This is a genomic window from Bacillus nitroreducens, assembly GCF_964021195.1.
Genome location: NZ_CAXHYI020000003.1, coordinates 1,941,264 through 1,953,831 on the forward strand (window position 1 = coordinate 1,941,264; position 12,568 = coordinate 1,953,831).

Annotated in this window: 11 protein-coding genes and 2 riboswitches; all 11 genes read left to right on the plus strand. The window is 37.9% G+C overall.

From position 1 onward, the window contains the following. Positions 1 to 221: 221 nt before the first annotated feature. Positions 222 to 2,606, plus strand: a complete 2,385-nt coding sequence (locus ACWPVE_RS13190; protein WP_453994040.1) for a 3-hydroxyacyl-CoA dehydrogenase NAD-binding domain-containing protein — start codon at positions 222 to 224, stop codon at positions 2,604 to 2,606. A 236-nt stretch (positions 2,607 to 2,842) separates the two neighbouring features. Further along, positions 2,843 to 4,021, plus strand: coding sequence for an acetyl-CoA C-acetyltransferase (locus ACWPVE_RS13195; RefSeq protein ID WP_453994042.1), 1,179 nt, complete (start codon positions 2,843 to 2,845; stop codon positions 4,019 to 4,021). A gap of 59 nt (positions 4,022 to 4,080) precedes the next feature. Next, entirely contained in the window at positions 4,081 to 5,865 is a 1,785-nt protein-coding gene (locus tag ACWPVE_RS13200) for an acyl-CoA dehydrogenase family protein (protein ID WP_453994044.1), read from the plus strand. A 571-nt stretch (positions 5,866 to 6,436) separates the two neighbouring features. Further along, positions 6,437 to 6,793: an arsenate reductase family protein gene (locus tag ACWPVE_RS13205; protein WP_453994046.1), complete on the plus strand. Its 357-nt coding sequence runs from the start codon at positions 6,437 to 6,439 to the stop codon at positions 6,791 to 6,793. Positions 6,794 to 6,905: 112 nt separating this feature from the next. Next, the gene (gcvH, locus tag ACWPVE_RS13210; protein ID WP_453994048.1) at positions 6,906 to 7,289 is read left to right on the plus strand and encodes a glycine cleavage system protein GcvH; all 384 of its coding nucleotides are present in this window, start codon (positions 6,906 to 6,908) and stop codon (positions 7,287 to 7,289) included. 132 nt (positions 7,290 to 7,421) lie between these two features. After that, positions 7,422 to 7,667, plus strand: a complete 246-nt coding sequence (locus ACWPVE_RS13215; RefSeq protein ID WP_453994049.1) for a YusG family protein — start codon at positions 7,422 to 7,424, stop codon at positions 7,665 to 7,667. A gap of 151 nt (positions 7,668 to 7,818) precedes the next feature. After that, complete coding sequence (locus tag ACWPVE_RS13220; RefSeq protein WP_453994051.1) at positions 7,819 to 8,172, plus strand: toprim domain-containing protein; 354 nt, start codon at positions 7,819 to 7,821, stop codon at positions 8,170 to 8,172. An 81-nt stretch (positions 8,173 to 8,253) separates the two neighbouring features. Next, a complete protein-coding gene (locus ACWPVE_RS13225; protein WP_453994053.1) occupies positions 8,254 to 8,559 on the plus strand; it encodes a thioredoxin family protein in 306 nt (101 codons plus the stop codon). A 245-nt stretch (positions 8,560 to 8,804) separates the two neighbouring features. After that, positions 8,805 to 8,904: riboswitch (SAM riboswitch) on the plus strand. Positions 8,905 to 9,073: 169 nt separating this feature from the next. Further along, positions 9,074 to 10,402, plus strand: a complete 1,329-nt coding sequence (locus ACWPVE_RS13230; RefSeq protein ID WP_453994055.1) for an O-acetylhomoserine aminocarboxypropyltransferase/cysteine synthase family protein — start codon at positions 9,074 to 9,076, stop codon at positions 10,400 to 10,402. Between the two features lie 106 nt (positions 10,403 to 10,508). Next, positions 10,509 to 10,615: riboswitch (SAM riboswitch) on the plus strand. 250 nt (positions 10,616 to 10,865) lie between these two features. After that, complete coding sequence (locus ACWPVE_RS13235) at positions 10,866 to 11,888, plus strand: methionine ABC transporter ATP-binding protein (RefSeq protein ID WP_453994057.1); 1,023 nt, start codon at positions 10,866 to 10,868, stop codon at positions 11,886 to 11,888. Then, positions 11,885 to 12,553 carry a methionine ABC transporter permease gene (locus ACWPVE_RS13240; protein WP_453994060.1) on the plus strand — a complete coding sequence of 223 codons (669 nt, stop codon included), beginning with the start codon at positions 11,885 to 11,887 and terminating at the stop codon, positions 12,551 to 12,553. The genes ACWPVE_RS13235 and ACWPVE_RS13240 overlap by 4 nt, the downstream gene beginning before the upstream one ends. Positions 12,554 to 12,568 lie beyond the last annotated feature (15 nt).

Here is a 12,568-nt window from a genome sequence, read left to right on the forward strand (position 1 = left end):
ATAGAGTCACCAGATTCACGTCTTTCAATTCGAAGTAAAAAAGAAAAATAGTTTTTTGAATATATATTGCGAAAATTTAAATATTGTTTTATATTTAGATATAAAGGTATTCATTCTTTTTGGTGTTCAAGGATAATAAGTTGAAAACGAATATGGATATTTTTTTTGAGGAAAAAATGAATGAGTGTTCATTCAAAATGTGTAAAAGGGGGAAAATGTGAATGATCCAAAGCATTAAAAGAGCTGCAGTCCTTGGTTCGGGGGTTATGGGGTCAGGTATTGCTGCACACCTAGCAAACATCGGAATACCTACTTTATTATTAGATATGGTTCCACGGGAACTTTTAGAAGTCGAAAAAAAGAAAGGGTTTACATTAGGGGATAAGCAAGTTCGAAATCGACTAAGTAACGCTGCTGTCGAAAAATTATTAAAACAAAAACCTGCTCCGCTCACTTCAAAAGATAACATTGCACTAATTACAACAGGAAACTTCGAAGATGACATGGCAAAACTTGCAGAAGTTGACTGGATTATTGAAGTGGTGGTTGAAAATCTTGAGATTAAGAAAAAGGTTTTTAGCCAGGTTGATAAGGTGAGAAAGCCAGGCAGCATTGTAAGCTCAAATACATCTGGTATTTCGGTAGAAGCTATGGCTGAAGGACGTTCAGAAGATTTTCAGAAACACTTTCTGGGAACACATTTCTTTAACCCGCCTCGATATCTCAAGTTGCTGGAAGTGATTCCAACAAAAAACACAAGCCCAGAAGTCCTTACATTCATGAAAAAATTTGGAGAAGACGTCCTTGGAAAAGGTGTTGTTGAAGCGAAAGATACACCAAACTTCATCGCAAACAGAATTGGAACATATGGATTGCTTGTTACTGTGCGTGAAATGTTAAAGGGTGGATATAGCATTGGTGAGGTAGACTCGGTTACGGGTCCAATGATTGGTCGACCAAAAAGTGCCACATTCCGAACCTTAGATGTTGTAGGGCTCGATACATTTATTCACGTTGCAAATAATGTTTATGAGCAAGTTGATGGAGAAGAAAAAGAAGTATTTAAGATACCTGACTTTATGAAGTCCATGCAAGAAAAAGGATGGCTAGGAAGTAAAACTGGCCAAGGCTTCTTCTTAAAGAAAGGAAAAGAAATCCTTGAATTAAATCCAGATACTCTCCAATACGAAGAACGTAAAAAATTACAAACACCCGTTACCGCATCCATCAAACAAGTAAAGGGGACAGCTAACAAGCTAAAAACCCTTCTATACACAGAAGATCGTGCTGGAAAGCTGTTATGGAATATTACAAGTCCAACGCTACTATATTCTGCACAGCTTTTAGGTGAAATTGCAGATGATATCGTTGCAATTGATGAGGCAATGAAATGGGGCTTTGGATGGCAACTAGGTCCTTTTGAAATGTGGGATGCGATTGGGATTGAACGTTCTGTGAAGAAAATGGAAGCAGAGGGTTCTTTTGTACCAGCATGGATTAAAGACATGTTAGCCAACGGACACACTTCTTTCTATAGAAAAGACAATGGCTCTACTTCTTTTTACGATATGGGTGAGTACAAAGCGGTAAAAGCTAATCCAAAAAACATCCATCTTAAGACGTTAAAAGAGACAAAAGGGGTCATTAAGAAAAACAGTGGAGCTAGTTTAATTGATATAGGTGATGATGTTGCTTTATTGGAATTTACATCACCAAACAATGCAATCGGCTTTGATATTATTCAAATGATTAATTACGCACTTGAAGAAGTGGAGAAAAACTATAAGGGCCTTGTCATTGGTAATCAAGGCAAAAACTTTTGTGTCGGTGCAAACCTTGCGATGATTTTAATGGAAGCACAAGATGATAATTATTATGACATTGAATTAATTGTTCGTAAATTCCAACAAGCAATGATGAATATCAAATATAGTGAAAAACCAGTGGTGGCCGCACCATTTGGAATGACACTTGGTGGAGGAGCTGAAATTTGTTTACCTGCATCAAAAATACAAGCGTCGAGCGAAACATACATGGGACTAGTTGAAGTTGGTGTAGGTGTAATCCCAGGTGGGGGTGGGAATAAAGAACTGTATCTCAACCATCTCCAAGGCATGCCAGCTGGAGTAGAGGTAAATCTTCAAAATGTCGCAAATAAAGTTTTCGAGACAATTGCAATGGCGAAAGTGTCTACCTCTGCAGAAGAAGCTCGTACAAATAATTTTCTAACAAAAGAAGACGGCGTAAGCTTCAATAATGACCACCTTATCTATGATGCGAAACAATCAGTTTTGGCATTGTCCGATCAAGGGTATAAAGCTCCAGTTCGTAAAAAAGTACCTGTTGTAGGTGAATCTGGATACGCAACCTTACTTCTAGGTGCACAAGCAATGAAATATTCTGGTTACATTTCAGATCATGATATGAAGATTGCAAAGAAACTTGCATGGGTGCTAGCAGGTGGTAATGTTCCATACGGTACAGAGGTCGACGAGCAATACTTATTAGATATAGAGCGTGAGGCATTCTTAAGCCTTGTCGGTGAGCCAAAGACACAGCAGAGAATGCAACACATGCTGGTTAAAGGAAAACCATTACGTAACTAAAGGAACTTGAATAAATGGTAATAGGGAGGATGAAACGATCGCGTCGACTAAGACGCCACGTCCTGTGCCAAAGTCGACACTAGCACATCCTGTGCGTCGAAAGGTCGAGGAACGATGGTACCGAAGACAAGAGCGTATGTTGGGATTACGTAAGGGCAGTGGGACAGAGTGACGAAGAGATTCCACAGAGATTTTCATCCGTACTTTACCTTCATAATAAGTTAGGAGGGAATATATTGAGAGAAGCAGTCATCGTTGCCGGTGCGAGAACTCCGGTTGGGAAAGCAAAAAAAGGCACACTAGCAAATGTACGACCAGATGATTTAGGTGCACTAGTCGTGAAGGAAACACTAAAGCGTGCAGGAAATTACGATGGAAATATTGATGATTTAATTATTGGATGTGCTATGCCTGAGGCAGAACAAGGCTTAAATATGGCGCGAAATATTGGAGCATTAGCAGGTCTTCCCCACACGGTTCCAGCAATCACTATCAATCGTTATTGCTCATCTGGACTTCAATCAATCGCCTATGCAGCAGAAAAAATTATGCTAGGTCACTCAGATACAGCGATAGCTGGTGGAGCTGAATCTATGAGTCTAGTACCAATGATGGGTCATGTTGTCCGACCAAACGCAAAACTTGCGGAAACAGCGCCAGAATATTACATGGGAATGGGCCACACAGCAGAGCAAGTTGCGATTAAGTACGGAATTAGTCGTGAAGACCAAGATGCTTTTGCAGTTAGAAGTCATCAAAAGGCAGCCTCAGCCATTAAAGCGGGTAAATTTGTCGATGAGATTGTTCCAGTTAATGTCACACTTCGTCACGTTGATGAAAATCATAAACTAATTGAAAAGCATGTTAAATTTTCGCAGGATGAAGGTGTGAGGGAAGATACAAATCTTGATGTCCTAGCAAAATTAAGACCAGCATTCTCGGTTACTGGTTCAGTAACAGCAGGAAATGCTTCCCAAACTAGCGACGGTGCGGCAGCTGTTATGGTAATGGACCGAGAAAAAGCTGCAAGTCTAGGGTTAACTCCTATCATTAAATTTAGATCATTTGCAGTGGCTGGTGTCCCACCTGAAGTAATGGGTATTGGACCTGTAGCAGCTATTCCGAAAGCAATAAAACTTGCGGGTCTCGAGCTTGAGGATATTGGATTATTTGAATTAAACGAAGCCTTTGCTTCTCAATCACTTCAAGTCATTCGTGAACTTGGACTTGATGAAGAAAAAGTAAATGTAAACGGTGGTGCAATTGCACTAGGCCATCCACTAGGATGTACGGGTACTAAATTAACATTGACATTAATGCATGAAATGAAGCGTCGCAACGTGCAATTTGGTGTTGTGACAATGTGTATCGGCGGTGGAATGGGAGCCGCTGGAGTATTTGAATTATTAGCTTAAATAATTGGCTAATTTAACTGGTTAGCCTATCCAATTCACGTATAATAGGGGGAAACAAAATGTCAAATGCAACTGATAAAGTCGTTTTAGGTGGGGGCTTTTTAATTGAGGACTTAGAAGCTGAGCGTGTCTTTACTCCAGAAGATTATACTGATGAACATAAAATGATTGCAAAAACTACAGAGGACTACATTGAAAATGAAGTACTTCCTCAAGTAGAGCATCTTGAAAACCATGAATTTGATCGGTCTGTAAAGCTTTTAAAAAGCGCAGGTGAACTTGGGTTATTAGGAGTAGACGTGCCTGAAGAATATGGAGGACTAGGTCTTGATAAAGTAAGCTCCGCATTAATAGCGGAAAAAATGGCAAGAGCAGGAGGGTTCTCCATTTCTCACGGTGCCCATGTCGGCATTGGTTCACTTCCGATCGTTCTTTTCGGAAATGAAGAACAAAAACAAAAATATCTTCCCAAATTAGCTACTGGCGAGCTACTTGCTGCCTATGCATTAACTGAGCCTGGTTCTGGATCCGATGCACTTGGTGCAAAAACAACTGCAAAATTAAATGCTGAAGGTACTCACTATGTATTAAATGGTGAAAAGCAATGGATTACAAACGCGGGCTTTGCAGATGTGTTTATCGTATATGCAAAAATTGATGGTGAAAAATTCACTGCCTTCATAGTAGAGCGAGGGTTTCCTGGAGTATCAACAGGGGCAGAAGAAAAGAAAATGGGGATTAAGAGTTCCTCAACACGTACCTTAATTTTAGAAGATGCACAGGTACCAGTTGAAAACCTTTTAGGTGAAGTCGGAAGAGGTCATATTATTGCATTTAACATTTTAAATATTGGACGGTATAAGCTTGGAGTTGGTGCAGTTGGAGGTGCAAAGAGTGCCTTTGAGCTGGCTGTGAAATACGCGAACCAGCGTCAGCAATTCAAAACGCCAATTTCTAAATTTGGATTAATTCAGGAAAAATTAGCGAACATGGCATCAAAAATTTATGCGGCTGAATCCAGTGTTTACCGTACAGTTGGCTATTTCGAGGATCGCATGGGGCAATTATCAGATGAAGAAGTAAATAATGGAAAAGAAGTAGCAAAATCAATCGCTGAATATGCTATCGAGTGCTCGATCAATAAATTTTTCAACACAGAAGTTTTAGATTATGTGGTAGACGAAGGTGTCCAAATACATGGTGGATATGGATTTATGCAGGAATATGAAATTGAAAGAGCCTATCGCGATTCCCGTATTAACCGAATTTTTGAAGGTACAAACGAAATTAACCGTTTATTAGTACCTGGAACATTCCTTCGCAAGGCATTAAAGGGAGAATTACCTTTACTTGAAAAAGCAACACAGCTTCAGGAGGAGCTTATGATGCTCATGCCTGAAGAGGTAGGCGAAGGTCTTCTGGAACAAGAGAAATACTTAGTGCGTAATGCAAAGAAGATCGGTCTTATGATAGCAGGACTTGCTGCACAAAAATTTGGACCTAAGCTAGAGAAAGAACAAGAGATTCTAGCGAATATCGCAGATATTGCAGCAAATATTTATGCGATGGAATCCGTGGTTCTACGTACAGAAAAAGCAATTAATAAATCTGGGGAAGAAAAAAACCAGCAAAAGATACTCTATACCCAAGTATTTGTTCAAGAGGCATTTAATGAAATAGAAGCCCATGCGAAGGAAACCCTTGTGGCAACAGAAGAAGGCGATGTATTACGAATGATGACATCAGCCTTACGAAAACTTACTCGCTTTACTCCTATTAATGTTATTGCGAAGAAACGTGAGATTGCTGGTAACCTTATTGAGGCTGAAAAGTATACTGTTTAATATTAGACTAGAAGAAGCTCCTTTGGGGCTTTTTCTTTTACTTTAAAAGATTTTATTTTTTAAGCAGGATTAACTGATTAGAAGTCGAAATCAATTAGTGGTAGTACCAATATTATTTTAAATTCAAAATCCAATATGTTAAAATAATCTTGGTAGGTAAGCTAGATTTGCTTAGCGCCTAGGCGCTCTCTAGTCTAGCTAAATTGTTAAGATTATTTAAGGCTCTTATCTAAAAGATTGTTGCTATTGGTTAAAACTAATCTTTCGATTTCAGCGGAAAGCGTCCACCTGCAGCGGAAAGCGTCCACCTGCAGCGGAAATCAATTGTGTCAATAACAACAAAGTTTGTGAAAACAGCCTTATTTAAAAAGCAGCATTCTATCTAGTTATTCTTATGCTTATGGACTTCCATAGGACAAGGAGGGCTTCGAGAGCATTTGCATCACACGAAGTAAATGTAAAGCATTTTCAAGGATGTGCTGACCTCCATGTTCGCCACAGGAGTGGTATTTTCTAAAAGTATTTGATTTCAGGGCGCTTGCGCATTTTTTTAGGTAAGGTGGTGAGAATTTTGGCATTAACATTCTATTGGTATCCAAAGTGTGGAACTTGTCGAAAAGCGAAAAAATGGCTTGAGGAACACCAGATTGATTTCGAGGAGATTCATATTGTAGACAACCCACCCTCAAAAGGGCAATTAAAAGAAATGTATCAAAATAGTGGATTAGAATTAAAGAAATTTTTTAATACAAGTGGTCAAAAGTATCGAGAACTGGGCTTAAAGGATAAAATTGGTACATCAACAGAGGATGAATTACTAGATCTATTAGCCTCTGATGGAATGCTTATTAAACGCCCACTCACTACCGATGGAAGTAAGGTTACGGTTGGGTTTAAAGAAGATCAATTTAAACAAACCTGGGCTTAATAGTTTTGGATGTAAGACCTTACAAAGGACTTTTACATAATTTTGTTTGAGTGATTCTCAACAAAATAGCAAGAACTAATTCATAAAATAACGATTTAATGGAGGGTACAAAATGAGCACACCTAAAGATTTACGTTATTCTGAAGAACATGAATGGGTAAAAGTTGAAGGAGATAGAATACGCATTGGAATTACAGATTTTGCACAATCTGAGTTAGGAGATATCGTATTCGTTGAACTTCCAGAGGTTGGTGACGAAATTCAAGCAAATGAGCCATTTGGAAGCGTTGAGTCCGTTAAAACAGTATCTGAGCTTTATGCTCCACTTAGTGGTAAAGTTGTTGAGGTTAACGAAGATCTTGATGATAGCCCAGAATTCGTCAATGAATCTCCATATGAAAAAGCATGGATGATTGTTGTAGAGCCTGCAAATGCTGGTGATGTTGAGAACCTCATGACAGCTGAACAGTACGAAGAAATGATAAATGAAGATTGATTTTCCAAAAAGAGCTGGTATTTCATTACCAGCTCTTTTTAATTGTATTTTTCTGTGTGGTAACTGACAGAATGAAGTTTCGCTGAATGGACACTCTAAAATTAAATACCAACAATGGAAGGGTGTTTAAAAATGGTATTGAAACGAACACGAATTGAAGTGACTGATCGAGTCATTGGAAAACTTGGAAATGATGAAATGACATTATTTGTAGAAAAGGAACCTATTGGTAAGATTAGATTTACGAGTCAAGGTGCACAATATGAGCTAAAGCAAGGATTTGAGCAGGAATCAAATAAAATTTTTACCTATGCAGATGTAACGACCAACCCAGATATGAAGTATGTCGATTGTGATGATGAAAATGGTTGGTGCTAAAGACAGTGGAAACCCACTGTCTTTTTTTCCACAATGTTTCCATGTGATTCACCAATCTTTAATCTTTTCTATAAAATGAAGGAAAAGCAGTTGTACACATCGAATAGAAAGAAATAACAGATAAAATGTACACTCGAAATAAGGTGATGAAATGGTGGCTTTTGACGATATTGAGAAAGTAATTATTGTTGAGGGGAGAACCGATAAAAAGAAAGTAGAAACAGTTGTGAATGAGCCGGTTGAAATCATTTGTACGAATGGAACGATTAGTATATCAAGATTAGATGAACTAATCGAGCATTTGTTTAATAAGGATGTCTATATATTAGTAGACGCTGATCGTGCTGGAGAAAAACTACGAAAGCAATTTAAACGCGAATTTCCTGAAGCACGACATTTATTTATCGATAAATCATATCGTGAAGTAGCAACAGCCCCTGAACAGCATATTGCAACAGTTCTTCTATCAGCAAATATAGACGTACATGCAGAATATTTATTATAGAGATATAAGCATGGATGATACATTACTTTAAAAATCGTGTTACAATATGATGCAAAACAAATATAAAGGTTGAAGTATAAGATGAAAGAATGGAATGAAAGAGAAATTAACGATCGACTTGCCAATACAGAAGAATTTTGGCTTTATTTATATACACCAATGTGCGGAACTTGCCAAGTTGCATCTAAAATGATAACAGTAGTGGATGAATTACTCCCTCATGTAATAATCGGGAAAAGTGATCTCAATTATTTACCTCAAAAAGCAGTGGAATGGCAAATTGAAAGTGTACCTTGCTTAATGCGTATTAAAGAAGGGCTGGCATTGGAGAAGTACTATGCATTTCGATCGATCCCATACTTATTAGAGGTCATCTCTAAAGAATAAAACAACGCCTTAATTGGCGTTATTTAATTGCGATTTTATGTGGTAATCCATCAGAATATGACGTATTTCCTGGGCAATTAGGAATATAGTTTGTTGTATTTTTAATAATACTGTCTAATTTTGTGTTTACATGACAAATAACAGGAAATTGTGAATTTAGCTTTTTTTCTAATAATTAATATTGACTTATACAAGAAAAAGGGTTACCATCGTATTAATTCATAAGAAATTAAAATTAAATATTAATCTTATCAAGAGTGGCGGAGGGAATGGCCCTATGAAGCCCGGCAACCGGTAACTTACACGGTGCTAAATCCAACAGACTATAAGTCTGAAAGATAAGAAGAGAAATCATACATACACCCTCTTCTTATTGAAGAGGTTTTTTATTTCTACTCTTTTCTAAAAGATTGTAGTGTCGTTTGGGTGATATCGTGTAAAAACTACCTGGTAAATATAACAACAATGTCTGCGCAAACAGCCTTTATTTATTAAAAAATAGGGAGAGATTCTAATGAGCGAAAAACAAAAGAATTATAGACCAGAAACAATTGCGATACATGGAGGACTAGAAGCAGATCCAATAACAGGTGCTAGAGCTGTACCAATCTATCAATCTAATGCATTCAAATTTAATACAACTGAGCATGCAGCAAATCTATTCGGTTTAAAAGAGAATGGATATATCTATACACGTATTCATAATCCAACAACAACTGTATTTGAAGAAAGAGTTGCACAATTAGAGGGTGGGGTCGGTGCGTTGGCTGTTTCAAGTGGAATGGCAGCAATCACGACAGCTATTCTAAATATTGCAGGTGCTGGAGATGAGATTGTATCAGCTTCTACACTATATGGTGGAACGTATAACCTATTCGCAAATACGCTTCCTAAGTATGGAATTAAAACGCATTTTGTAAAACCCACTAACTCAGAGGATTTCCGTCAAGCTATAACTCCAAATACAAAAGCGATCTTTGCAGAGACGATTGGAAATCCAAGTTTAGATGTCCTTGATATTGAAGCCGTTGCTAATATTGCTCATGAGGCAGGGATTCCATTAATTGTTGACAATACCTTTTCTACTCCATATCTGTGCAGACCGATTGAGCATGGGGCAGATATTGTTATTCATTCAGCTACAAAATGGCTATTAGGTAATGGAACAACAATGGGAGGAATTATTGTAGATGGTGGTAAATTTGATTGGAATTCACCGAAATTCCCAGGTTTCACAACACCAGATCCAAGCTATCATGATTTAGTCTATGCTGAAGCGCTTGGACCAGTCGCTTTTATTATTAAAGCAAGAGTTCAACTACTTCGTGATACTGGGGCTGCTTTAAGTCCATTCAATGCATTCCAATTTAACCTAGGTCTTGAAACATTACATGTTCGTATGAAAGAACATATTGCAAACACAAAAAAGGTAGTTTCCTATCTTAAAAACCATCCAGGTGTTGAATGGGTTCAATACCCTGGTGAAGAGGATCATCCTAATAAACAATTAGCTGATAAATATCTACCAAAAGGTGCAGGATCCGTTGTTATCTTTGGTATCAAAGGTGGAAGAGAAGCTGGTGAAAAACTAATCAACAGTGTTGAACTTTGGTCACATGTTGCAAATGTCGGTGATGCAAAGAGCCTAATCATTCACCCAGCTAGCACCACCCATCAACAATTAAGTTCAGAAGACTTAAAGGCATCTGGTACAACAGAAGACTTAGTTCGCTTATCTATCGGTATTGAAAATATCGATGATATATTAGAAGACTTAGAACAAGCTATTAAAATAGCGAACGGTACAAGTTCAGCTTACACTGCAGAAAACGCATTAAAGTAAATGGATAAATTTTGTCACACCATTTCCATTGACAGCAATTGCTACTGATGATAATATAACCTTCATATTGTTTAGAATGAACGTTTAAAAGTAAATAGATTAGATACTCTTATTTAGAGTGGTGGAGGGATGTGCCCGATGAAACCCAGCAACCGTCAACATTTGTTGAAAAGGTGCCAATTCACACAAAGCAATAGCTTTGGAAGATGAGAGGAAGGAATTCATTTTATGGTGCCTTTCTGCTCTCTTTAGCAGGAAGGCATTTTTATTTTCTTTTTTAATTATTTGCTTACTCGCATAAACTAAACAAAGTCTTATGAGATGTATAGCTACAGGCGCCATCGGGTCTCTGGTCTAAGTCAATCGCTACGGAAGGTAAGAAACACCTTCTGTCAGTGCTCGTCTTATCCTTGTCGCCGATAGATGGGGTCAGCGCATTTCGATGAATAGAAGGTGTGACGATATGATAACACTTAAAAATGTGAAAAAGATTTATCAATCTAAAACAAATTCGGTTACAGCCGTTAACAATATTGACCTGGAAATTAATGAAGGAGAAATATTTGGAATCATTGGTTACAGTGGTGCAGGTAAAAGCTCCCTTATACGTTTATTAAATGGGCTTGAAGCCCCAACAGATGGTACAGTTATGGTTGCAGGTCATAACATTACGACCGTAAAAGGTAAAGCATTACGAGAAGCTCGAAAAGAAATAAGCATGATCTTTCAGCACTTTAACTTACTGTGGTCCCGTACAGTTCGCGAAAATATTTCCTTTCCACTTGAAATCGCAAAGGTGCCAAAACCAAAGCGAGAAAAACGAGTAGCAGAGCTAATTAAGCTTGTAGGATTAGAAGGCAGAGAAAATGCTTATCCATCTCAGCTAAGTGGGGGACAAAAGCAAAGAGTAGGGATTGCAAGAGCACTTGCCAACAATCCAAAAGTACTCCTTTGTGATGAAGCAACATCTGCGTTAGATCCAGAAACAACGGATTCTATATTAGACTTACTGGTTGATATAAATCAACGATTAGGGTTAACGATTGTGTTAATTACCCATGAAATGCATGTGATTCGAAAAATTTGTCACCGTGTCGCAGTCATGGAAAACGGAGAGATAGTTGAGCAAGGAAAAGTACTTGAAGTGTTCAAAAAGCCTAAAGCTAATATTACAAAGCGTTTTGTACAACAAGTTACAGAACCTGAAGAAACGAAGGAGACGATCGAACACCTCTTGGAGCAGTATTCAAGTGGAAAGGTCGTGCAATTAACCTTTGTTGGAAAGGCAGCTGAAACTCCACTAATTACGGATGTAATAAGAAGTTATGAAGTGAGTGTTACAATCATTCAAGGAAAAATTTCACAAACCCAAAGTGGATCTTATGGAACTTTGTTTGTACATTTTAATGGGGATACTAATGAAATTGAACAGGCTATCCAGTACATCCGTAAGCAACAGGTTGAAGTGGAGGTGCTGAGCCAATGATGGAAAAATACTTACCAAACGTAAAGTGGGAAAATGTGTGGGAATCGACGCTTGAAACATTGAGTATGACGGGGATATCCGTTGTTTTAACCTTTATATTCGGACTTATTTTAGGATTATTACTGTTCTTAACTTCTAAGGGAAATCTTTGGGAAAATAAAGTGTTGAACTCTGTTATTGCATCATTCGTTAATATTTTTCGTTCCATTCCTTTCATTATTTTAATCATTTTACTAATTCCGTTTACCAGTCTTATTATGGGAACGATGTTAGGTGTAAAAGGAGCACTACCAGCATTAATTATAGGTTCGGCACCTTTCTATGCAAGAATGGTTGAAATTGCTCTTCGTGAGATTGATAAAGGTGTGATTGAGGCAGCAAGATCAATGGGTGCAACGACAACGACAATCATCTGGAAAGTTTTAATACCTGAATCTTTGCCAGCGATTATTTCGGGTATCACCGTTACCGCTATTGCGCTAGTTGGTTATACAGCAATGGCAGGAACAGTGGGTGCAGGTGGTCTGGGCACATTGGCCTATTTGGAAGGATACCACCGCTCAAACTTAGATGTAACTTTTGTAGCAACTATATTAATATTAGTCATTGTATTTATCATTCAGCTTATAGGTGATATTCTCACTTCTATAATAGATAAACGATAAAAATGGAGGGAAAAC

Excerpts from the sequence above, each read along its gene's own strand:
- ACWPVE_RS13190 (WP_453994040.1), top strand. The coding sequence starts at position 222 with ATGATCCAAAGCATTAAAAGAGCTGCAGTCCTTGGTTCGGGGGTTATG.
- ACWPVE_RS13200 (WP_453994044.1), top strand. The coding sequence starts at position 4,081 with ATGTCAAATGCAACTGATAAAGTCGTTTTAGGTGGGGGCTTTTTAATT.
- gcvH (WP_453994048.1), top strand. The coding sequence starts at position 6,906 with ATGAGCACACCTAAAGATTTACGTTATTCTGAAGAACATGAATGGGTA.
- ACWPVE_RS13215 (WP_453994049.1), top strand. The coding sequence starts at position 7,422 with ATGGTATTGAAACGAACACGAATTGAAGTGACTGATCGAGTCATTGGA.
- ACWPVE_RS13220 (WP_453994051.1), top strand. The coding sequence starts at position 7,819 with ATGGTGGCTTTTGACGATATTGAGAAAGTAATTATTGTTGAGGGGAGA.
- ACWPVE_RS13225 (WP_453994053.1), top strand. The coding sequence starts at position 8,254 with ATGAAAGAATGGAATGAAAGAGAAATTAACGATCGACTTGCCAATACA.
- ACWPVE_RS13230 (WP_453994055.1), top strand. The coding sequence starts at position 9,074 with ATGAGCGAAAAACAAAAGAATTATAGACCAGAAACAATTGCGATACAT.
- ACWPVE_RS13235 (WP_453994057.1), top strand. The coding sequence starts at position 10,866 with ATGATAACACTTAAAAATGTGAAAAAGATTTATCAATCTAAAACAAAT.
- ACWPVE_RS13240 (WP_453994060.1), top strand. The coding sequence starts at position 11,885 with ATGATGGAAAAATACTTACCAAACGTAAAGTGGGAAAATGTGTGGGAA.